General features: G+C 66.5%; 21 protein-coding genes. 20 read left to right on the forward strand and 1 reads right to left on the reverse strand.

Features of this window, described 5'->3' with window-relative positions:
- Positions 1–167 precede the first annotated feature (167 nt).
- Positions 168–512 carry an Rv2175c family DNA-binding protein gene (locus OH146_RS00590; RefSeq protein ID WP_372508442.1) on the forward strand — a complete coding sequence of 115 codons (345 nt, stop codon included), beginning with the start codon at positions 168–170 and terminating at the stop codon, positions 510–512.
- A gap of 16 nt (positions 513–528) precedes the next feature.
- Here the strand turns inward: OH146_RS00590 and OH146_RS00595 are convergent, their stop codons facing one another.
- Positions 529–1,617: a polyprenyl synthetase family protein gene (locus OH146_RS00595; protein ID WP_265156331.1), complete on the reverse strand. Its 1,089-nt coding sequence runs from the start codon at positions 1,615–1,617 to the stop codon at positions 529–531.
- 72 nt (positions 1,618–1,689) lie between these two features.
- Here OH146_RS00595 and OH146_RS00600 point away from each other — a divergent pair, with 72 nt between their 5' ends.
- From OH146_RS00600 to lspA, 19 genes are all read left to right on the forward strand, one after another.
- Positions 1,690–2,055: an SCO2097 family morphological protein gene (locus tag OH146_RS00600; protein ID WP_265156333.1), complete on the forward strand. Its 366-nt coding sequence runs from the start codon at positions 1,690–1,692 to the stop codon at positions 2,053–2,055.
- Positions 2,056–2,382: 327 nt separating this feature from the next.
- Entirely contained in the window at positions 2,383–2,814 is a 432-nt protein-coding gene (gene mraZ, locus OH146_RS00605) for a division/cell wall cluster transcriptional repressor MraZ (protein WP_265156335.1), read from the forward strand.
- A gap of 98 nt (positions 2,815–2,912) precedes the next feature.
- Positions 2,913–3,869, forward strand: a complete 957-nt coding sequence (gene rsmH / locus OH146_RS00610; protein WP_265156338.1) for a 16S rRNA (cytosine(1402)-N(4))-methyltransferase RsmH — start codon at positions 2,913–2,915, stop codon at positions 3,867–3,869.
- On the forward strand, positions 3,866–4,474 hold the full coding sequence (gene ftsL, locus OH146_RS00615; RefSeq protein ID WP_265156340.1) for a cell division protein FtsL: 609 nt from the start codon (positions 3,866–3,868) through the stop codon (positions 4,472–4,474). The genes rsmH and ftsL overlap by 4 nt, the downstream gene beginning before the upstream one ends.
- 101 nt (positions 4,475–4,575) lie before the next feature.
- Positions 4,576–6,267, forward strand: a complete 1,692-nt coding sequence (locus OH146_RS00620; protein WP_265156342.1) for a peptidoglycan D,D-transpeptidase FtsI family protein — start codon at positions 4,576–4,578, stop codon at positions 6,265–6,267.
- A 13-nt stretch (positions 6,268–6,280) separates the two neighbouring features.
- Positions 6,281–7,819 (forward strand): Mur ligase family protein, encoded by a 1,539-nt coding sequence (locus tag OH146_RS00625; protein ID WP_265156344.1) that lies wholly within the window; start codon positions 6,281–6,283, stop codon positions 7,817–7,819.
- Positions 7,819–8,826 (forward strand): Mur ligase family protein, encoded by a 1,008-nt coding sequence (locus OH146_RS00630; RefSeq protein WP_265156346.1) that lies wholly within the window; start codon positions 7,819–7,821, stop codon positions 8,824–8,826. Before OH146_RS00625 ends, OH146_RS00630 begins: the two co-directional genes overlap by 1 nt.
- On the forward strand, positions 8,823–9,929 hold the full coding sequence (mraY, locus tag OH146_RS00635) for a phospho-N-acetylmuramoyl-pentapeptide-transferase (RefSeq protein ID WP_265156348.1): 1,107 nt from the start codon (positions 8,823–8,825) through the stop codon (positions 9,927–9,929). The genes OH146_RS00630 and mraY overlap by 4 nt, the downstream gene beginning before the upstream one ends.
- Positions 9,930–9,949: 20 nt before the next feature.
- Positions 9,950–10,936, forward strand: coding sequence for a Mur ligase family protein (locus OH146_RS00640; protein WP_265156350.1), 987 nt, complete (start codon positions 9,950–9,952; stop codon positions 10,934–10,936).
- 65 nt (positions 10,937–11,001) lie between these two features.
- Positions 11,002–12,276, forward strand: coding sequence for a putative lipid II flippase FtsW (ftsW, locus tag OH146_RS00645; protein ID WP_265156352.1), 1,275 nt, complete (start codon positions 11,002–11,004; stop codon positions 12,274–12,276).
- Positions 12,273–13,352 (forward strand): UDP-N-acetylglucosamine--N-acetylmuramyl-(pentapeptide) pyrophosphoryl-undecaprenol N-acetylglucosamine transferase, encoded by a 1,080-nt coding sequence (locus OH146_RS00650; RefSeq protein WP_265156354.1) that lies wholly within the window; start codon positions 12,273–12,275, stop codon positions 13,350–13,352. The genes ftsW and OH146_RS00650 overlap by 4 nt, the downstream gene beginning before the upstream one ends.
- A 5-nt stretch (positions 13,353–13,357) precedes the next feature.
- The gene (murC, locus tag OH146_RS00655) at positions 13,358–14,770 is read left to right on the forward strand and encodes a UDP-N-acetylmuramate--L-alanine ligase (RefSeq protein WP_265156356.1); all 1,413 of its coding nucleotides are present in this window, start codon (positions 13,358–13,360) and stop codon (positions 14,768–14,770) included.
- 352 nt (positions 14,771–15,122) lie between these two features.
- Entirely contained in the window at positions 15,123–15,797 is a 675-nt protein-coding gene (locus OH146_RS00660) for an FtsQ-type POTRA domain-containing protein (RefSeq protein ID WP_265156358.1), read from the forward strand.
- 165 nt (positions 15,798–15,962) lie between these two features.
- The gene (gene ftsZ / locus OH146_RS00665; protein ID WP_265156360.1) at positions 15,963–17,114 is read left to right on the forward strand and encodes a cell division protein FtsZ; all 1,152 of its coding nucleotides are present in this window, start codon (positions 15,963–15,965) and stop codon (positions 17,112–17,114) included.
- Positions 17,111–17,815, forward strand: a complete 705-nt coding sequence (locus OH146_RS00670; RefSeq protein ID WP_265156362.1) for a YggS family pyridoxal phosphate-dependent enzyme — start codon at positions 17,111–17,113, stop codon at positions 17,813–17,815. The genes ftsZ and OH146_RS00670 overlap by 4 nt, the downstream gene beginning before the upstream one ends.
- Before the next feature lie 39 nt (positions 17,816–17,854).
- Positions 17,855–18,337: a cell division protein SepF gene (locus OH146_RS00675; RefSeq protein ID WP_265156364.1), complete on the forward strand. Its 483-nt coding sequence runs from the start codon at positions 17,855–17,857 to the stop codon at positions 18,335–18,337.
- A gap of 19 nt (positions 18,338–18,356) precedes the next feature.
- Positions 18,357–18,668: a YggT family protein gene (locus tag OH146_RS00680; RefSeq protein WP_265156366.1), complete on the forward strand. Its 312-nt coding sequence runs from the start codon at positions 18,357–18,359 to the stop codon at positions 18,666–18,668.
- Between the two features lie 113 nt (positions 18,669–18,781).
- A complete protein-coding gene (locus OH146_RS00685; protein WP_265156368.1) occupies positions 18,782–19,504 on the forward strand; it encodes a DivIVA domain-containing protein in 723 nt (240 codons plus the stop codon).
- Positions 19,491–20,105, forward strand: a complete 615-nt coding sequence (lspA, locus tag OH146_RS00690) for a signal peptidase II (protein ID WP_308214928.1) — start codon at positions 19,491–19,493, stop codon at positions 20,103–20,105. Before OH146_RS00685 ends, lspA begins: the two co-directional genes overlap by 14 nt.

A 20,105-nucleotide genomic window follows, 5' to 3' on the forward strand; every position in this document is an offset into this window, starting at 1 on the left:
TCGTGCAGCGACGTACGACAACGTGACACAGAACCATACGGATGTCAATCATCGTGGCTAGCGTGACGACTGTGAAAGAAGTTTACAAGCATGTAACATCGCGCTCGGCTTCCCCCCTTCTCCGCACCCCGGCGGTCTCGCCGTGCGGCGGGGATTTCTGACAGGCTTTGACTGTGAATACCGCTCCAGACATCCGCTGGTTGACCATCCCCGACCTTGTCGAGATTCTCGGGCTCGGCGTGAGCAAGGTTCGTCGCCTGATCGAGGACCGCAGTCTCGCGGCTCGCCGCATCGACGGTGTATGGCAGGTCCCCGAGCCCTTCATCCGTGATGGCGAGCCGCTCTCGGAGTTGCGCGGCACGCTCATCGTCCTCGCCGACAACGGTTTCAGCGACGACGAGGCAATCGACTGGTTGTTGGCACCTGAGGAGAGTCTCGGCACGTCTCCCATCGAGGCTCTTCGGGCGGGGCGCAAGGCGGAGGTTCGGCGGGTGGCCCAGGCGCTCGCCTGAGCTCTTACCCGCGGAGCTACACCACCCGCTGCGTAACGGCCTCCACGAGGGCCAGCAGCTGCCCTCGGGTGACGGCGTCGATTTCGCAGTCCGCCAGTGAGGCACGGGCTCGGTCGGCGTTCCTCGCAATCGCCCGCTCGACGTCCTCGACCGCACCGCTCTGGCGAAGGGTCGACTGAAGCGTTCGCACCTGCTCGTCGCTCAGTTCGGGATCACCCAACAGTTCGTCAAGGAGCCGGGCCGACGGGGCGGAGAGACGGCGCCTTGCCTGTGCTACCAGCACGGTCCTCTTGCCTTCGCGGAGATCGTCGCCCGAGGGCTTTCCCGTCTCCGTCGGATCTCCGAATACCCCGAGGAGGTCGTCGCGTAGTTGATAGGCGATCCCGAGAGGCAGCCCGAAGCCGCGGAGGCCTTCCGCGACCCCGAGGCTTCCGCCCCCGAGCATGGCTCCGATGAGGAGGGGCGCCTCGACGCTGTACTTCGCCGACTTGTAGACGATGACGCGCTGGGCACGCTCGAGGTGCAGGTCATCCGCCCAGGATCGCCAAGAGTGCTCCTCGAGCACATCGAGATATTGGCCTGCCGTGACCTCGGTGCGCATGCGATTGAATTCGCGCCGTGCGGCGCGCGCTGCCGAAACGTCCCTGAGGCTCTGGATGCCGTCGTCGAGGATCTCGTCACTCCAGCCGAGGAGGAGATCGCCGAGCAGGATGGCACTGGAACGACCGAAGGACGAGGCATCCCCGCTCCAGCCTTCCGCGGCGTGCATTGCCTTGAAGCGTCGATGCGCGGCGGGTTTCCCGCGCCGCGTGTCGGAGTTGTCAATGATGTCGTCGTGGACAAGAGCCGCGGCATGAAAGAACTCGAGGGCCGTCGCGGCGGATGCTACGGCCTGGAGCTCTGAACCGGGGTCGCCGCCGCCGGCGCGCCAGCCCCAGTAACAGAACTGCGCCCTGAAGCGCTTGCCGCCAGCGAGGAGCTCGCGGGAGGCGTCGACGAAAGGTGCGAGATCGGGGGAGACCTCGGCGAGTAGGGCAGCTTGATCGTCGAGTATGCGGTCGATGGAGGTCTGCACTCGGTCAACTATCCGCGTACTCTCAGTCACGCATATAGCCTAGTCAGCGAGTGCAGCATAGAATTGGCAGGCAGTTGATCTGATTCGCCGGGAGGAGTCATCATGCCGCTGTCGGAACGTGAGCAGCGTCTCCTGGACGAGATGGAGCGGAGCCTCTATCAGAACGACGCCGATTTCGTGTCTACCGTGAGTCCTCGGCGAGGCCGCCCGAACTACCGGCTTCTCATCATCGGCGTGCTCATCGCCATCCTGGGAATCGCGGCCATCATCGTCGGGGTGTTCATCAAGCAGCCTCTTGTGGGGGCACTCGGCTTCGTCGTCGTCTTCGTCGGTGCACTCCTCGCGATCTCTCCACCGCGAAACTCCGTGGGTCCCGCAGAGACAATCTCAAGCCCCTCCCGCGGGCGCTCCACGAGCTTCATGGACCGCATGACTGAACGCTGGGAGCGTCGCCAGGGCGACCGCTGAGCCCACCGCAGGCAGCTCGGTCCACCGCAGGTTCCATCGTGCTGATGGCTGCCATGGAGCGTCGTGACACGTAGTGTCACGGGCGATCGAGTCCTTTTCTAGGCACGCCGCCCGATAATCACAGCCGGCCCTTCGGGGCTGGCTTTTTTTGTGCCCTCCTGCCGCAATTTCCCTCCACCCTCCTCCACCGCGGTTTTCGCCCGTATTTCGGGGCCTTTCGGAGCCTCACTGCTCGAAATCGCGCCCAAAATCCTTGTTTGGTGGATGAGAGTGGAGTAAAGTGGAGCCAACCTGAAGCTGGGCCGGAGTCGGAAGGGGGTGCCGGGGATGTTTCTTGGCACCTACGCGCCGAAGCTCGACGACAAAGGTCGCGTCATCCTGCCCGCGAAGTTCCGGCCTGAACTGGAGAACGGAGTGGTGCTCGCTCGCGGCCAAGAGCGGTGCCTCTACGTCTTCAGCACGCGCGAGTTCGAGGAACTCGCGGACAAGATGCGCCAGGCGCCCGTCACGGGAAAGCAGGCGCGCGACTTCATGCGCCTCTTCCTCTCGGGAGCGGCGTCCGAGGTTCCTGACAGCCAGAATCGCGTCACGATCCCCGCAGCGTTGCGCTCCTACGCCGGACTCGACCGTGAACTCACGGTCATCGGCGTGGGCAACCGGGCCGAGATTTGGGACACGGCCGCATGGGAGGCGTACTACTCCGAGCAGGAGAGCGCCTTCGCCGACACGACGGAGGAGGTGATTCCCGGACTCTTCTAGCTCCCTGGGCGTGACTCCCAGCCGAACGCCCTGCCGCACTTCCCCGGCGGCAGGTCGAGTCGGATGGGGATCAGGCCACGGGGGCTCCCGGAACTCTTATGACCGATAACTCTGCGATCCACACTCCTGTCATGCTCGAGCGCTGCATCGAGCTGCTGGCACCCGCTCTCGGTCGCCCCGGCGCTGTCATCGTCGACGCGACGCTTGGCATGGGCGGGCATGCCGAGGCGCTCCTCGAACGCTTCCCCGGGCTGACACTCGTCGGCCTCGACCGGGACACGGATGCTCTTGCCATCGCGGGCGAGCGGCTCGCGGCCCACAGGAACCGCGTCCACCTTGTGCACACCGTCTACGACGAGATCGCGGGTGCCCTGGAGGGACTGGGTATCAGCGAGGTTCAGGGCATCCTCTTCGACCTCGGTGTTTCCTCGCTGCAACTCGACCGCACGGAGCGCGGCTTCTCGTATTCGCAGGACGCGCCCCTCGACATGCGCATGGACGCGACCTCGGAGCTGACGGCGGAGCGCGTGCTCGCGGAGTACAGCGAGGCGGAGCTGCGCCGGATCTTCCGCGAATACGGCGAGGAGCGGCTCGCCCCGCGGTACGCGCAGCGGATCGTGCGGGCGCGGGAGACTGCCCCGCTCACGTCATCGGCACAGCTCGTCCGCATCATCACAGAGGCGACACCCGCGGCGATCCAGAGGAAGGGTCATCCGGCCAAGCGCGTATTCCAGGCCCTGCGGATCGAAGTCAATCAGGAGCTGGCCGTCCTCGAGCGGGCCATCCCGGCCGCTGTAGCGCGGCTCGCTGTGGGGGGTCGCATCGTCGTGCTGGCGTATCAATCGCTCGAGGACAGGCTCGTCAAGCGCTACCTCGCCTCCCTGTCGTCCTCCAGCACGCCTGCTGGTCTTCCGGTCGAGTTGCCTGAGCACGCTGCCCAGCTGCGACTTCTCGTGCGGGGCGCCGAGCTCGCAAGCGAGGAGGAGCGCGCAGCCAACCCCCGGTCCATTCCCGTGCGACTTCGTGCCGCCGAACGTGTGAGGAGTGCGGCATGAGCAACGCACACGCCGTAGTCACCCCCGCCCCGCGGCCGGCAGCCCCAGCCCCCTACCTCGAGATCGCGCCTTCGCGCGAGCAGCGGCGCGCCCGACCTCGGCTCGCCTACGCGATGATCGTCGTGGGCGGGCTCTTCGCGGTGCTCGTCTCGCAGTTGCTGCTGAGCATCGCTCTCGCCGACGGCGCCTACGAGATCGCGGCGCTGCAGGCGGAGCGCAAAGAGCTCAGCCGGGACGAGCAGATCCTGAGCGAGCAACTTGACGTGCTGAACTCTCCCCAGAACCTGGCGGCCCGCGCGGAGTCACTCGGCATGGTGGCCAACGAGAGCGCCGTCTACCTGAGCCTTGCCACGGGCGCCGTGCTCGGAGTGCCGAAGCCGGCGAGCGAAGGTGCAGGCAGCGTCGTCGGCGAGAACGGCACGCTCCTCATTGCCAACGAGTTGATCGGCGAGGTACCTGACATGGGCGGCCTGCTCGTCACACAGGCGGCCGCCGATGCGGATGCGGCCGCGGGAACAGAGGAGGCGGGCGTGGCGCCCGGCGTGGCGGCGGATGCCTCGGTACCGTCGTTCCCGAACGGAATACCCGCGCCGGTGACGCAGTGAGCATTCGGGCGACGCGTGGTCAAGCGGGGAGGTGACGTGTGAGCGACAGGCGAGTGGCGAGTAGGCGACTTTCCCTGGCAATCCTTGCCACGATTGCATTGATGGCGGTCTTCGTGGTGCGTCTTGTCGATTTCCAAGTGGTGCGGGCCAACGAACTGAATGCGGAGTCGGTCAACAAGCGGGCCGTCGAGACCACGACCTACGGCATCCGCGGGCAGATCCTCGACGCGAACGGCACGATCCTCGCCGACACGGTGCTGCGGTACAACGTGACGGTCGCCCCGAAGATCGTCGGTGACTCCTTCGACCGCGAGACCGAGGATGGTCAGGTCGAGGAGGTGACAACGCTCGATGCGCTCGAGGAGATCGCGGCCATCACAGGGGGAAACGCCTCGGAGATGTACCTGACGATCACGACCAACCCTGACTCCAATTACGAGATCCTCGCAAAGGATCTCGACACGGAGCAGTACAGGGCGGTGCGTGCTCTCGGCATCCCCTGGCTCTACTTCGAATCGCTGCCCGACAGGACCTACCCCAACGGTGCCGTCGCGGGAAACCTCGTGGGTTTCGAGGGCACAGACGGCCCGCAGAACGGACTCGAGTACACCGAGAACGACTGCCTCGGCGGTCAGAACGGCACCTCGACCTATGAGCGGGGGGTCGACGGCGTGCGGTTGCCGGGCAGCACGGTCGTGACGCAGGAGGCCATCGACGGCGGCACCCTCAATCTCACGATCGATAGCGACCTCCAGTGGTTCGTGTCGCAGCGCCTTGCAGAACAGGCGACGGCCATCGGCGCCGACTCCGCATCGGCAATGGTCGTGCGCGTCAAGGACGCCCACATCATGGCGGCTGCCGACTGGCCCGCCGTGGACCCCAACAACGTGGATGCGACGCCGATCGAATACCTGGGCGCCGCCGCGTTCTCCGCGAGCTACGAGCAGGGCTCGACCTTCAAGCCGCTCAGCGCGGCGATGTTGATCGAGGAGGGTGCGGCCTCCCCGGGCACGCAGCTGACGGTGCCTGCGCTATGGGATACGCCTGAGGGCGGTCAGGTGCGGGATGCGGCTCCGCATCCAACGCAGAACCTCACACTCACGGGAGTGATCCAGACCTCCTCCAATGTCGGAATCTCGATGCTGTCGTCGAAGCTCTCCAACTCGACGCGCTACGACTATCTCAAGAAGTTCGGGATGGGTGAGCAGACTGCGGTCGGGTTCCAGGGCGAGGGCTACGGCATCCTGAGCGACTACTGGGATTCGCAGCAGAAGTACGACGTCTCCTATGGGCAGGGCGTCGCATCCACTCTCGCTCAGCTCGCCGGGGCCTATCAGGCTCTCGCCAATGACGGCGTGCGGCTGCCTCTCCGGCTCGTCAAGAGCTGCACTCTTCCTGACGGCACCGAGATCATCGACGAGCAGCCGGAGCCCGTCACGGTCGTCTCGAAGTCGACTGCCGACCAGGTCCTCGCCATGATGGAGACGGTTGCGAGCGGCGGCGGGCTTTCCGAGCAGCTCACGATTCCGGGCTATCGCGTCGCCGCGAAGTCCGGAACGGCCCAGCTGGCCGTAGGCGGCGTCTACACCTCGGAGCGCGTCGTCTCGGTGGCGGGCATGGCGCCGGCCGAGGACCCCCAGTACGTCGTCCTCGTGAGCTTCGTCAAGCCGGATATTATTAAGACTTCCGCGGCGGCGGCCCCCACATTCCAGAAGATCATGACCCAGGTGCTCAAGACGTTCCGCGTCGAGCCGTCCACGCAGCCGGCCCCGAACCTCCCGACGACCTGGTGAGAAAGAGGACCCATTGCCTGATCGGATTCCCCCGGTCCTTCGGCCGGAGCATCCGTCGGCGAGATCCCTGATCGGTCTCGTCTCCGAGTTCGGCCTCGACTCCGTCGGATCGCTCGACGGTGTTGAGATTACGGGTATCACCCTGCGCTCCAATGAGGTGCAGCCGGGGGACCTCTTCGTGGGAGTTCCCGGTGCTGCCGCACACGGTGCTGAGTTTGCGGTGGCTGCCCGCGAGGCGGGTGCCGTCGCTCTCATGACGGATGCTCGGGGCGCTGAGCTAGCGGCCGACGCGGGTCTTCCCATCGTGCTCGTTGACTCGCCGCGCGCTGCGCTCGGCGAGGTCTCGGCCTGGCTTTATCAGACCAACGAGCGCCCGCCCCTCACCCTCGGGGTCACGGGGACGAATGGTAAGACCTCCACTTCCTACATCCTCGAAGCGATCCTCCGCCAACTCGGTCTCGTCACAGGGTTGAGCACGACGGCCGAGAGGCACATCGGCGAGCTCACGGTCGTGAGCCGGCTCACGACGCCGGAGGCGAGCGAGATCCACGCTCTTCTCGCCCGCATGCGGGAGAGTGAGGTGCGCGCTGTCGTGCTCGAGGTAAGCGCTCAGGCGCTCAGCCGCAACCGCATCGACGGAATTACCTTCGATGTGGTCGGGTTCACCAATCTCAGCCACGACCACCTCGACGACTACCGCGACATGGAGGAGTACTTCGAGGCGAAGCTGGCCTTCTTCGATCCGGATCGGGCCCGCCGCGGTGTCGTGTCGCTCGATTCGCCGTGGGGAGAGCGCGTGGTCGAGGCCTCGCGCATCCCGGTGTCGACCGTGTCGGCGACGGAGGGTGTCGAGGCGGAATGGCAGCTCGAGGTGCTCGAGGAGCGCGCCGAGTACACCGCCTTCCGCCTGACGGGCCCCGAGAATCGCTTCATCGAGACGAGCGTTCCCCTGATCGGGCGGCACATGGCCGCCAATGCAGCCCTCTCGATTGTCATGCTCGTCGAGGCCGGGTTCGAGCTTGAAGCGATCGGGCATGCCATCAAGGACGGAATCGCCGCATACCTGCCCGGTCGTACCGAGCGCGTGTCGGGTGAGCGCGGGCCCGCAGTATTCGTCGACTTCGGGCACAGCCCCGACGCGTTCCTCAACACCCTCACGGCGGTGCGTACCTTCACGACGGGCCGCACGATCATGGTCTTCGGCGCGGACGGCGACCGTGATGCGAGCAAGCGGCACGAGATGGGGCGGATCGCATCGGAGTACTCCGACATTCTGGTGATCACGGACCATCACCCGCGCTTCGAGGATCCCGCGTCTATCCGCGCGACCCTCATCGAGGGTGCGCACCTTGCGGAGAATCAGGCGGAACTGCACGAGGTCAGCCCGCCTGAGCAGGCGATCCGCCATGCGGTGTCGCTCGCCCAGGAGGGGGACTCCATCCTCTGGGCAGGTCCCGGGCACCAGGATTATCGCGACATTCGCGGCGTCCGCACCCCTTACTCGGCGCGTGACGAGGCCCGTGCGGCTCTCCGCGAGGCGGGTTGGGCATAGTGCCGCCGAGTTCCGTGCAGGCGAGCGCGACACCGCCCATTCCTGCGCTGCACGCCACGGTCGTGGGCATGGCGGGCCGCCGCTCGACCCGGCGGATGCTCGAAGCCATCGCCGCTTCGACGCCGGAGCTCGAGTGGCCCCGCGTTGTGGTCCTGCTCTCGCGCGGTGAGACCCGCGCCGACGGCTCGGATGAGGTGCGGTCGTGGAGCGAGGTGCTGTCCTCCGTGCATCCGGATTCCGTCGTGGTCGCACCGTCTGATGACCAGCAGCTGCTTGACGCGGTGCGCGTCTCGGGGGCGCGAGTGGTGACCTTCGGCACGGATGCTCCGGCCGACGTCCGTGCACACGGACTCGTTGCGCGATCCTCAGGCACCGAGTTCACCGTGTCGGCGGCGGGGGAGTCGCGCCACGTGAGCCTTGCTCTGCTGGGGGAGCATCTCGCGGCGAACGCTCTCGCAGCGTTCGCCGCCGCAACCGGCGCCGGTGTTGCCCTCGAGACCGCGATCCATGCGGTTTCCTCCCTCGGCGACGTCGGCGAGGGCGTCATGCGTCCCCTTTCGCGCCGCGATGGCACCCTTGTCATTGACGACTCCGCCTCCGCGAGCGCCGTCTCTGTCGTGGCCGCACTCAAGGCGCTCGCCATGTTCGGCACGGAGGGCCGCCGCACCGTTGCGGTTCTCGGCCCCCTCGATGCACCTGGCGCGCTGTCGCGGGAAGAGCTTCGTGAGGCACACGACCGGATCGGGCGGATGATCGTCCGTCTGGGCCTCTCGCAGGCGATCGTGGTCGGCGATGACGCGCGTCACATCCACAATGCTGCGGGGCTGGAGGGGTCGTGGAACGGAGAGTCGGTCCTCGTCAGCACCGCCTCCGAGGCTTACGATCGGGTGCGTGATGATCTTGGTCCGGATGACGTCGTGCTGCTGAAGCTCGCGGGAGTTCCCGGTGCCGAGGATGTCGTCTCCGCGCTCCGGACGCGCGAGGCCACGGGGGGTCGCGTGCGATGATCGCGCTGCTTCTCGCGGCGGGCGTCTCCCTTGTATTCTCGCTGCTGCTCACGCCGCTGTTCGCCCGCACGTTTCGGCGGATGAATCTCGGTCAGTTCATTCGGGCAGACACCCCGACGACTCATGTCGTCAAGCGTGGGACACCGTCGATGGGTGGAGTCGTCTTCATCCTTGCTGCCGTGGTGGGGTATTTCATCGGCAATCTCGCCGGTCAGGAACGACCCTCCGTCGCGGCGATGCTCGTGATCCTCATGATGCTCGGCCTCGGCCTGATCGGCTTCATCGATGACCTCATGAAGGTGACGCGGCAGAACAGTCTGGGCCTGAGCGGACCAGCGAAGATCATCGGCAGTGTGCTTGTGTCGATCCTCTTCTCGGCGCTCGCTCTGAGCTACCGCGACCAGAACGGGGTGAGCCCCGCGTCGGCGGCGATCTCCCTGGTACGCGACATTCCGGCCCTCGACCTTGTGGCAATCTTCGGTGTCGGGCTCGGCACGGTGCTCGCGATCGTGTGGATGGCGTTCCTCACGACCAGCGTCTCCAACGCGGTCAATCTCACCGACGGTCTGGACGGGCTCGCGGCGGGTTCGTCGATCTTCGCCATCGGCTCCTATGTCGTGATCGGCTTCTGGCAGTACAACCAATCGTGTTTCGCGCCGCGACTCGACCCTGCTGTCGCCGAGCAGTGCTACGTCGTGTCCAACCCTCTCGACCTGGCCGTCATCGCCGCCGCGATTGTTGGAGCCCTCATCGGATTCCTCTGGTGGAACACTTCTCCGGCTCAGATCATGATGGGTGACACGGGGTCGTTCGGGCTGGGGGGCGCGCTGGCGGCTCTCGCCATCCTCTCCCGCACCGAGCTGCTCCTGATCCTTCTCGGCGGGATCTTCGTCGTCGTCACGAGCCAGGTCATCATTCAGCGGCTCTACTTCAAAGCAACCAAGGGCAAGCGCATCTGGCGGGCGAGTCCGTTGCATCACCATTTCGAGATGGTGGGCTGGCTCGAGGTCACGATCGTTGTACGCTTCTGGCTCATCGCTGCCCTCTTCGTCGCGAGCGGGATCTTCCTGTTCTACATCGAATGGTTGGCGCTGCTGCCGTGACTTCTCGCTGGGATTCCCTCGTGAGCTGGCACGACGACTGGCGGGGCCTCCGGGTCGCCGTGCTGGGGCTGGATGCGCGGGGCTTCGCGGTCGCGGATACGCTGCTGGAGCTCGGGGCGGATGTCACGGTGCTGTCGCCGGGCGGACACACGCAGGATCGCGAGGAACTCCTCTCGGTCATCGGCGGACGACTGCGGCTTATCCCCGCCGATTCTGACGCTGTCTCCGTTCTCCAAGCGATCGAGCCGGAGGTTGCCGTCGTGACGGCGGACTTCGGTCCGCGGCATCCGCTCGTCGCGGCGGTGCGGGGAGAGACTGCCGTCGTGAGCGAACTCGAGCTCGCGTGGCGTCTTCGCGACAAGGTGGGTGAACCCGCTCCCTGGCTGCTCGTGACGGGCGGTGAGGGCGCTGGTTCGACGGCCCACCTCGCCGAGGCGATGCTGCTGGCGGCCGGAAGGCGCGTCATGGCCTGCGGGGCGACAGAAGCGGGTGTTCCCGTGCTCGACGCCATTCGCGTGCCCGAGGGCTGGGAGTGCGTCGTGATCGCAGCCAGTGGCGACGATCTGCATTTCGCGACCTCGGTCTCGGCCGTCGCAGCGGCGTGCCTCTCATCCGAGGGGCAGCGAGGAGCGGATTCCGATCTCGCCCGCGTATACACGAACGCCCAGGTCGCATGCGTGTACAACCGCGATGACGAGGAGACCATGCACATGGTCGAGGAGGCGGAGGTCATCGAGGGCTGCCGCGCGATCGGCTTTGGATTGGGCATTCCGGGGCCGAGCGACTTTGGCGTCGTCGAGGGGATCCTGTGCGACCGTGCCTTCCTCGAGGAGCGCCATGCCTCCGCACTGGAGTTCGCAACGGTTGATCTTCTGGGCTCAGCGGGCCTTGCCACCGGCGAGGGGGTTGCGCGCGTGCTTGCCGCCGCTGCCCTCGCACGCTCCGTGGGCGTGCCCGTCTCAGCCCTCAACGCGGCGCTTCGCGGCCTCGGACCTGCCCTCGGCTGAGCACCGTTACGCGACACGCGCCCCGGGGTGATCGGGATCGCGTGCCCGTGGCTGAGACTAGGTGAGTGACTGAGCGGGGAGGACGACGGATGCCGACGACACGATTCGTCGCTTCCCCCGAGCGCGATGCGGGCGCTGGCCCGGGGCGGAGCGACGCACCGCCGCGCGGGGGTGCAGCCGTCGTCGCGGTCCGCCGCCTCTTCGGCGCAGAGACGGGCAACTTCTACCTGCTTCTCGGCACGACACTCTTCCTTGTCGCATTCGGTCTCGTCATGGTGTTGTCCGCCTCCTCGGTCACGTCCTACACGGAGTCGCAGCAGTTCTTCGGCGGCTTCGAGCGGCAGGCCCTCTTTGCCGCCCTCGGCATTCCGCTCATGCTCGTCGCCTCCCGCGCGCCAAGCAGCTTCTGGAAGCGGTGGGCTCCCATCGCGATCATGGCGGCCGTCACTCTGCAGTTCCTCACGGTGGCAACTCCCCTCGGCTATGACGTCAACGGCAACCAGAACTGGATCAGGCTCGGCGAGTCGCTCAGCTTCCAGCCGTCCGAGACCGTCAAGTTGGCGCTCGTCATCTGGATGGCGCTTATCCTCTCGCGCAAGCAGGGGCGCATCCGCGAGTGGAAGGAACTGCTCCTGCCGCTCGGGCCCGTCACGGCCGTCGCGATCGGCCTCGTGCTCGCGGGCGGTGACCTCGGCACTGTCATGATCCTCGTGGCAATGGTGCTCGGCACGCTCTACTTCGCGGGTGCTCGCCTCCGTCACCTCGGCGTCGCGATCCTCGCCATGGTCTCGGTGGCGCTACTGTTCGCGGCGAGCACGGCATCCCGTCAGAGCCGCATCGATGCGTGGCAGAACGGATGCGTGGGCGTCGATGACTACGACGGCCTCTGCTGGCAGACGCTTCACGGCTGGTGGGCCCTCGCATCCGGGGGTTTCTTCGGGGTCGGCCTTGGCAACTCGAAGTCGAAGTGGAATTGGCTTCCGGAGGCCGACAACGACTTCATCTTCGCGATCATCGGCGAGGAGCTCGGGCTTCTGGGCGCGGTGACGGTGCTTGCGCTCTTCGTCGTGATGATGATCGCTTTCGTCCGGATCATCCGTGCCAACACGGATCCTTTCGCACGGGTCGCCGTCAGCACTGTCATGGTGTGGATCATCGGGCAGGCCTTCGTCAACATCGCTGTCGTCCTCGGGGTGCTCCCGGTGCTCGGCGTTCCGCTGCCCTTCATCTCGGCGGGAGGCACTGCGCTCATCTCGGGCATGATCGCCATCGGAATCGTGCTGTCGTTCGCCCGACGACCGGTATCCACCGGAGCGCGGGGGAGGGCGACTCGGCAGTGACCACCTACCTCTTGTGCGGGGGTGGCACTGCGGGGCATGTGAACCCCCTGCTCGCCATCGCCGACCGGCTCCGCAGAGACGAGGCGGATGCCCGCATCATCGTTCTCGGTACGGCGGAGGGCCTCGAATCACGGTTGGTTCCCGAGCGCGGCTATGAGCTTGTCACGGTCGAGAAGCTGCCGTTCCCCAGACGGCCGAACCGGGCGGCGCTCGCTTTCCCAGCCCGGCTGCGGGGTGTCATCCATGGCATCGCGACTCTTATCGCAGAGCGTGACGTCGACGTTGTCGTGGGTGTCGGGGGTTACGTTGCCGCCCCTGCCTATCTCGCGGCTCGGCGCGCACGGGTTCCGATCGCCCTGCACGAGGCGAATGCGCGGCCCGGCATGGCGAACCGCCTGGGCAGTCTCCTCACCCGGCATGTTGCGGTCGCGTTCGACGGTACGCCCTTGCGTCACGCTCGCACGGTGGGCATGCCCCTGCGGGCCGAGATCGAGTCGCTCGATCGGGAGGCCTTACGGCCGGAGGCGATCGAGCGCTTCGGCCTGGACCCGGAGCGTCGCACCCTGCTGGTGACGGGTGGTTCCCTCGGCGCCCAACGCATCAATGAGACGATTCGGAACACGGTGAAGGAGCTGGTCGGCACCGGATGGCAGGTGCTGCACATCACGGGGGAGCGTGACAGCTCAGCCACCGCCGCCGCGATGCCCGGCTACCGCGCGCTCGACTACTGCAGCCGCATGGACCTCGCCTTCGCTGCTGCTGACCTTGCGGTCTCTCGCGCGGGGGCGGCCACCGTGAGCGAGCTCACCGCTCTCGGCATCCCTGCCGTGTATATTCCGCTCGCGATCGGCAACGGGGAGCAGCGGCTCAATGCGCGCAACGCCGTCGAGGCGGGCGCGGCGATGCTCGTCGAGAATGCGGCCTTCACAGGGGAGTGGTTGCATGCGCAGCTGCTCCCGCTCATGGCGGACGACGCCACCCTCGCGGCGATGGCCGCAGTGGCGCGTCGCATCGGCGTTCGCGACGGAACCGCGCGCATGATCGAAGTCGTGCACGAGGCAGGCGGGATACGGTAGGGGCGATGATCAAGTCGGACTTCTCAACCCCCATTCCCGATCGCCTCTCCGCCGTGCACTTCGTCGGGATCGGCGGCGCGGGGATGAGCGGCATCGCCGCCATGTTCCATGAGCAGGGGATCGCCGTCACGGGTTCCGATTCGCGCGGAGGTGCGACGGTCGACGCGCTGCGCGAGCGCGGTATCCAAATCATGATCGGCCACGACGCGGCGAATGTACACGACGTCGATGCCATCGTCGTCACGGGCGCGATCGCGGAGGACAACCCAGAGTACCTGGCGGCGCGAGAGCGGGGCATTCCCTCTCTGCATCGCGCGCAGGCGCTCGCCTGGCTCACCCGATCCTCCCGACTCGTCGCGGTCGCGGGTGCACACGGCAAGACGACGTCGACGGCCATGCTCGCGACCGCGCTGCTGCGCCTCGGGGCGCAGCCCAGCTTTGTCAACGGCGGAGTCATCCGAGAGCTGGGGGTGAGCGCGGCCCACGGTGAGGGTGAGATGTTCGTCGTCGAGGCTGACGAGTCCGACGGCTCCTTCCTGCTGTACGACACGTCCGTCGTGCTCATCACGAATGTCGATCCTGATCACCTCGACCACTACGGCTCCCGCGAAGCCTTCACCGACGCATTCGTACGTTTCGCGGAGACGGCTGCCGAGCTCGTCGTGATCTCCGCTGACGATCCGGGGGCTGTGCAGATCACGGGTCAACTGGCCGCACGCCGCGTCATCACCTTCGGGATGTCGCAGGGTGCTGATGTGCGCATCCACGGAGTGGACACGGGGCCAACCGTCACCTTCTCGATTGAGTGGGCGGGGGTCGATCACGCCGTTCGACTGCGGGTCGCGGGGGCGCACAACGCTCTGAACGCCGCTGGCGCATTCGCGGTGTTGGTGGGTCTCGGCTTCGATCCGGTCGAGTCGGTCGCTGCGCTTGAACACTTCGAGGGGGCAGAGCGGCGTTTCGAGTTCCGAGGCGAGGTCGGCGGCGTCCGCGTCTTCGACGACTTCGCGCATCATCCCACCGAGGTAGAAGCGGCCCTCTCCGGCGCGCGGGGGGTTGCGGGCACGGGCCGTCTGATCCCGCTCTTCCAGCCACACCTCTTCACACGAACTCAAGACATGGCGCAGGAGTTCGCGGACACGTTCGAGCGCCTCGCCGACCACACGGTCGTCGTTCCCATCTATCCGGCCCGTCAAGAGCCCATCCCCGGCGTCACGGGCATGCTCATCGCGGAACGATTCACGGATGCCGCAGCCGGCCGCTACATCGATGACTGGTCGTCCGCGGTCGACTACATCGCCTCTATCGTTCGCCCGGGGGATGTTGTGATCCCCATGGGCGGGGGCGACATTCACCTGATCATCCCGCAGCTGCTCGCTGCCCTCGAAAAGAACTCCTCGACGGATGCGACGGCCTGAGGGTTTCGACCCGCGCGGCTCTTCCCTGCCCGAGGAGGACACCCAGCCGACGGGGCGCGCCCGGTTTTCGCGCTCGAAGCAGCCCCAAGGGACTGCGCCGACACGGGCGGAGTCACCGAAACAAGGGTCCGTGAAGCTGCGACGTCTGAAGCCCGAGGGCGATGAGAAAAGCGCGCCTAAGCGGATGCGTTCCGCCCGAAGGCCAGAGCCCAGCGAGGCGCAACGCGCCGCGGCTTCGGCTCGTGCCCAGGCCAAGGCTGCGCAGCGCGATGCTCGCCGTGCTGCGGCGGAGCGGAGACGTTTCGAGCGTGCCGAGGTGCGGCGGTTCACGCGGCGTGCGAGGAATCGTCGCATGGCGTGGCTCGTCACAGGCGGCGTAGTCGTGACGCTCGGGGCTCTGATCGCGACGGCGGTGTTCTCGCCCCTGCTCGCCCTTGAAGAGATCCGCGTCACGGGGACTTCCCGACTCGATGCGAGCGAGGTCCAGGACGCGGTGGACTCGCAGCTCGGCACCCCTCTCGCGCTCGTGGACTTTGATCAGCTCACGCAGGATCTCTCTGACTTTCCGCTCATCAGGAGCTACGTGACTGAGACGATTCCCCCGCATACTCTCGTGATCCACGTGTCAGAGCGGCAGCCGGTCGCCTCGGTCATGGCGGGAGACGGGTATCTTTTGATCGACCCGGCCGGGGTGGAGATCGAGCAGTCCGAGACACGGCCGGCGGGGGTACCGCTGCTCGAGCTAGAGGAGGATGAGGTCGGCGGAGATGTCTTCGCCGCCGCCATCGAGGTGCTTCTGGCTCTCCCTGCTCCTCTGCTCGCCCAGGTGGATCGGGTCGCCGCATCCACACTCGACGACGTCACCCTCGTGTTCGCTGGCGGGGGGCAGCGCGTGGTGTGGGGGAGTGCCGAGCGCTCCGAGCTCAAGGCTCGCGTTCTCGAGCGGCTCATGGCTGCCCACGGCGGGGGTTCCGCTGTCGAGTTCGATGTCACGGCTCCCCTCAGCGCTGTGGTTCGTCCGCTCTGACCAGAATGCGCGCGTATCCTGCGAATTCGCGCACGGTTTCGCGACACGCCCGCGTGAGTGGGGCGAGCAGGGGAGGCTCGCGCATACCGTCGCATGCAGGAAATACATACTGAGCATAACTTTAAGCCTCTACTAGAGGTTGAAGGTTCCCAGCGGAGGCCGGACGTGTCAACAAACCAGAACTACCTCGCCGTGATCAAGGTCGTCGGCATCGGCGGCGGCGGCGTCAATGCGGTCAACCGCATGATCGAGCTCGGGCTTCGCGGAGTCGAGTTCATCGCCATCAACACGGATGCTCAGGCGCTCCTCATGAGCGACGCCGACGTCAAGCTCGACGTGGGCCGCGAGCTCACGCGCGGTCTCGGCGCGGGCGCAGATCCCGAGGTCGGTCGCCGCGCGGCCGAGGACCACGCGGACGAGATCGAGGAGGCGCTCGCGGGTGCCGACATGGTCTTCGTGACGGCGGGTGAAGGTGGCGGAACCGGGACGGGCGGTGCGCCGGTGGTGGCTCGCATCGCCAAGTCGATCGGTGCGCTCACGATCGGTGTCGTGACGCGTCCCTTCGGTTTCGAGGGCAAGCGGCGCGCGGCACAAGCCGAGCTCGGCATCGCGGCTCTCAAGAGCGAGGTCGACACCCTCATCGTCGTTCCCAACGATCGCCTTCTCGAGATCAGTGACCGGGGCATCAGCTTCCTCGAAGCCTTTGCGACAGCCGACCAGGTCCTCCTCGCCGGTGTTCAGGGCATCACCGACCTCATCACGACCCCGGGCCTCATCAACCTCGACTTCGCCGACGTCAAGTCGGTCATGCAGGGCGCCGGCTCGGCGCTCATGGGCATCGGCTCATCGCGCGGGGCCGATCGCGCCATCAAGGCGGCCGAACTGGCGGTCGCTTCCCCCCTTCTCGAGGCCAGCATCGACGGTGCTCACGGAGTGCTTCTCTCGGTGCAGGGCGGCTCCAACCTCGGCATCTTCGAGATCAACGATGCCGCCAAGCTCGTGCAGGAGGCGGTGCACCCCGAGGCGAACATCATCTTCGGCGCCGTGATCGACGACACCCTCGGCGACGAGGTCCGCGTCACGGTCATCGCCGCCGGCTTCGATGGCGGCGAACCTGTCGTCAAGCGGCAGGGCCACCGCTCCAACTTCGTCGACCCCGGTGACGAGGCCACTTCGGCGGCCGTCCCTGCGGCTACCGAGGAGGGGGACCGCGGTCAGGCGGCGTGGAGCGCCGAGCCCGAGCTTCCTAAGGCGCCCAGCGACCCTGTCTTCGACGACAACGACGACAATCTCGACATCCCCGACTTCCTGAAGTGACGGAACGGCCGCAGCATCCGAGTCCCGATCCGGGGCTCGCCGAGCGCCTCGCACGAGTGCAGGGCGAGATCGCGGATGCCGCGGCCACCGCCGGCCGCTCGGTCGACGAGCTCACGCTCATCGTCGTGTCGAAGTTCCAGCCCCTGTCGCTCATCCGTGACCTCATGGCCCTCGGTGTTCGAGACTTCGGTGAGAACCGGCACCAGGAGGCTCAGGTCAAGGCGGCCGAGCTCTCGTCGGATCCGCCGAGATGGCACTTCGTCGGTCAGTTGCAGAGCAAGAAGGCGCGGGCAGTGCGCGAGTACGCCCACAGCATTCATTCCTTGGACAGACAGAGCCTTGTGGACGCGCTCTCGGTCGGCGCAACGACCGAGATCGATTGCTTTGTGCAGCTGAATCTGACGGAGGACCCCTCGCGAGGAGGTGTCGACGAGGCGGGTCTTGAGGCGCTCGTGGAACAGGTGCTGGCCTCGGATGCGCTGCGCCTTCGGGGCATTATGGCGGTCGCTCCGCTCGATGAGGAACCGCGTCGGGCCTTCGCCCGGCTGCGGTCCGCATCCGAGCGCGTGCGGGCCCTCGAGCCACACGCGGACCGCATTTCGGCGGGAATGTCGCACGACTTCGCGGACGCGATCCTCGAGGGCGCGACACACCTCCGCATCGGTTCCGCAATCACGGGAAATCGGCCGAGCCGGGGTTAATCTCGTGACGAGACACAACGACCAGGAGGCTCAACACTGATGGCTAATCCGCTTCGCAAGACGATGGTCTACCTCGGACTTGCCGATGAGGAGTTCGACTACGACGAGCAGCCCGCCCAGGCCGCTCCCGCTCCGGTCCAGAATGCCGCTCCTGCTCCGGCTCCCGCCCAGAATTCAGCCCAGCGTGCACCGGTGACGCCGCTTCGTCGTCCCACGCCCGCGCGAGTAGTGGGACCCACCGAGATGAACGAGATCCTCACCGTCCACCCCCGCCAGTACAAGGATGCACAGGCTATCGCCGAGAGCTTCCGCGAGGGCATCCCTGTCATCATCAACCTCTCCCAGATGAGCGAACCGGATGCTCGTCGTCTCGTCGACTTCGCGAGCGGCCTGTCTCAGGGGCTCTACGGCAAGATCGAGCGGGTCACCTCGAAGGTCTTCCTCCTCTCGCCGGCACACGTTGCCGTTAGTGGGGAGCAGGGGCTCTCCGACGACGCTGAGTCCGTCTTCGGACACCAGTAGACCCGGGCGAACACCGCCCGTGGTTCTCGCTGTCCTGCTGACGATCGCTTATATCGCTCTTTTCGTCTACTTCCTGGTCATGTGGGCTCGCTTCGTGCTTGAGCTCGTCACTGTTTTCCAACCGCGCTGGCGACCGCGCGGCGCTGTACTCGTGGTGGCGGAGGGGGTCTACACCCTCACGGACCCCCCGGTTCGCTTCACCCGGCGCCTCGTGCCGCCGGTTCGCTTCGGCGGAATCTCGCTCGACTTCGCGTGGAGCATCGTGATGCTCGTGGTGTTGGTGTTGCTTTATGTAGTCTCGTGGGGTCGCCAATTCGCCGGTTCCCTGTAATCTAGTGAAGGTCCGGTGCCCGGCGACGCTTCGATGCCTCGCCAAGGGGCTCATTGCACGGTCAGGACCGGCGGCACTGCCGGTCGAGAAGAGAATCATCAGAGGTGACGAGAATGGCCCTTACGCCTGAAGACGTGGTCAACAAGCGGTTCCAGCCGACGAAGTTCCGCGAGGGCTACGACCAGGACGAGGTCGATGACTTCCTCGACGAGGTCGTCGTCGAGCTCCGCCGTCTCGGCCAGGAGAACGAGGAGCTTCGCCAGCGCCTCGTCGCGAGCGAGTCCCGCATCGCGGAGCTGCAGCGCAGCGGTGGCGAGCAGCAGGCGGCTCCCTCCTACTCGGAGTCCGCTCCCGCTCCCGAGCCCGTTCCGGCCCCTGAGCCCGCTCCTGCGGCTCCCGCGCCCGCAGCGGCAGCTCCAGAGACCACACCCGGCCTCGACGAGACGGGCAGCACCAACAACCTTCTGCAGCTCGCACGTCGTCTCCACGAGGAGCACGTCCGCGAGGGCATCGAGAAGCGCGACGCTCTTATCGCTGAGGGCCAGGCAACCGCGGCGCGGCTGGTCTCCGAGGCCGAGGCCGAGCACGGCAAGAAGGTGGCGGAGCTTGAGCAGCAGCGCACGGCGCTCGAGTCTCAGATCGATGAACTGCGCTCCTTCGAGCGCGACTATCGTTCGAACCTCAAGAGCTACATCGAGGGCCAGCTGCGTGAGCTGGACTCCGCCGAGTCGGTGAACACGGGCGGATCCAACGCTCCGGCCGGCGACTTCGGTGGCGATTACGGCGTTCCCGCGCATCAGCCCCCGGCCAACTTCCAGGGCTTTGTCGGCAACTGAGCCGGTAGTTCCCGCCTCCGCACCTCGCTCCCGGCTCCGGGCGCTCCTGTCGCTGGTCTGCGTCGCGATCCTCGTATACGGCGCAGACCAGCTCAGCAAGCACTGGGTTGTCACCACCCTGCCGGAACGGGTGAGCGAACCCGTGTTGGGCGAGTTGCTGCAGTTCACCTTCGTCCGCAACCCCGGTGCTGCCTTCTCGCTCGCGAGCGGCTCGACGTGGATCTTCTCCATCGCGGCTGCCGTCGTCACGGTCGTCATCCTTGTGTTTGCGCGTCGCATCCGTGCCCTGAGCTGGGCTCTGCTGTTCGGGATGCTGCTGGGCGGGGTGCTGGGCAACCTGACGGATCGTCTGCTGCGTGAGCCCGGCTTCGGGGTCGGCCATGTGATCGACTTCATCGAGGTGTGGGGCTTCCCTGCGATTTTCAATATCGCGGACATCTTCATCGTCTCGAGCATGGGGCTCTTCGTGATTCTCACGCTTCGCGGAGTGCGTCTCGACGGCACGCGAGAGTCGGCAGTCCGCGCTGACGACGTGCTCGCCCAGGAATCCACCGTGTCGGATGCCGCGTTTGACGCCGACCGTCGGCGCGACCGCGGCTGA

The organism is Homoserinimonas sedimenticola, assembly GCF_026094475.1.
In the GTDB taxonomy this organism is placed as follows: domain Bacteria; phylum Actinomycetota; class Actinomycetes; order Actinomycetales; family Microbacteriaceae; genus Homoserinimonas; species Homoserinimonas sedimenticola.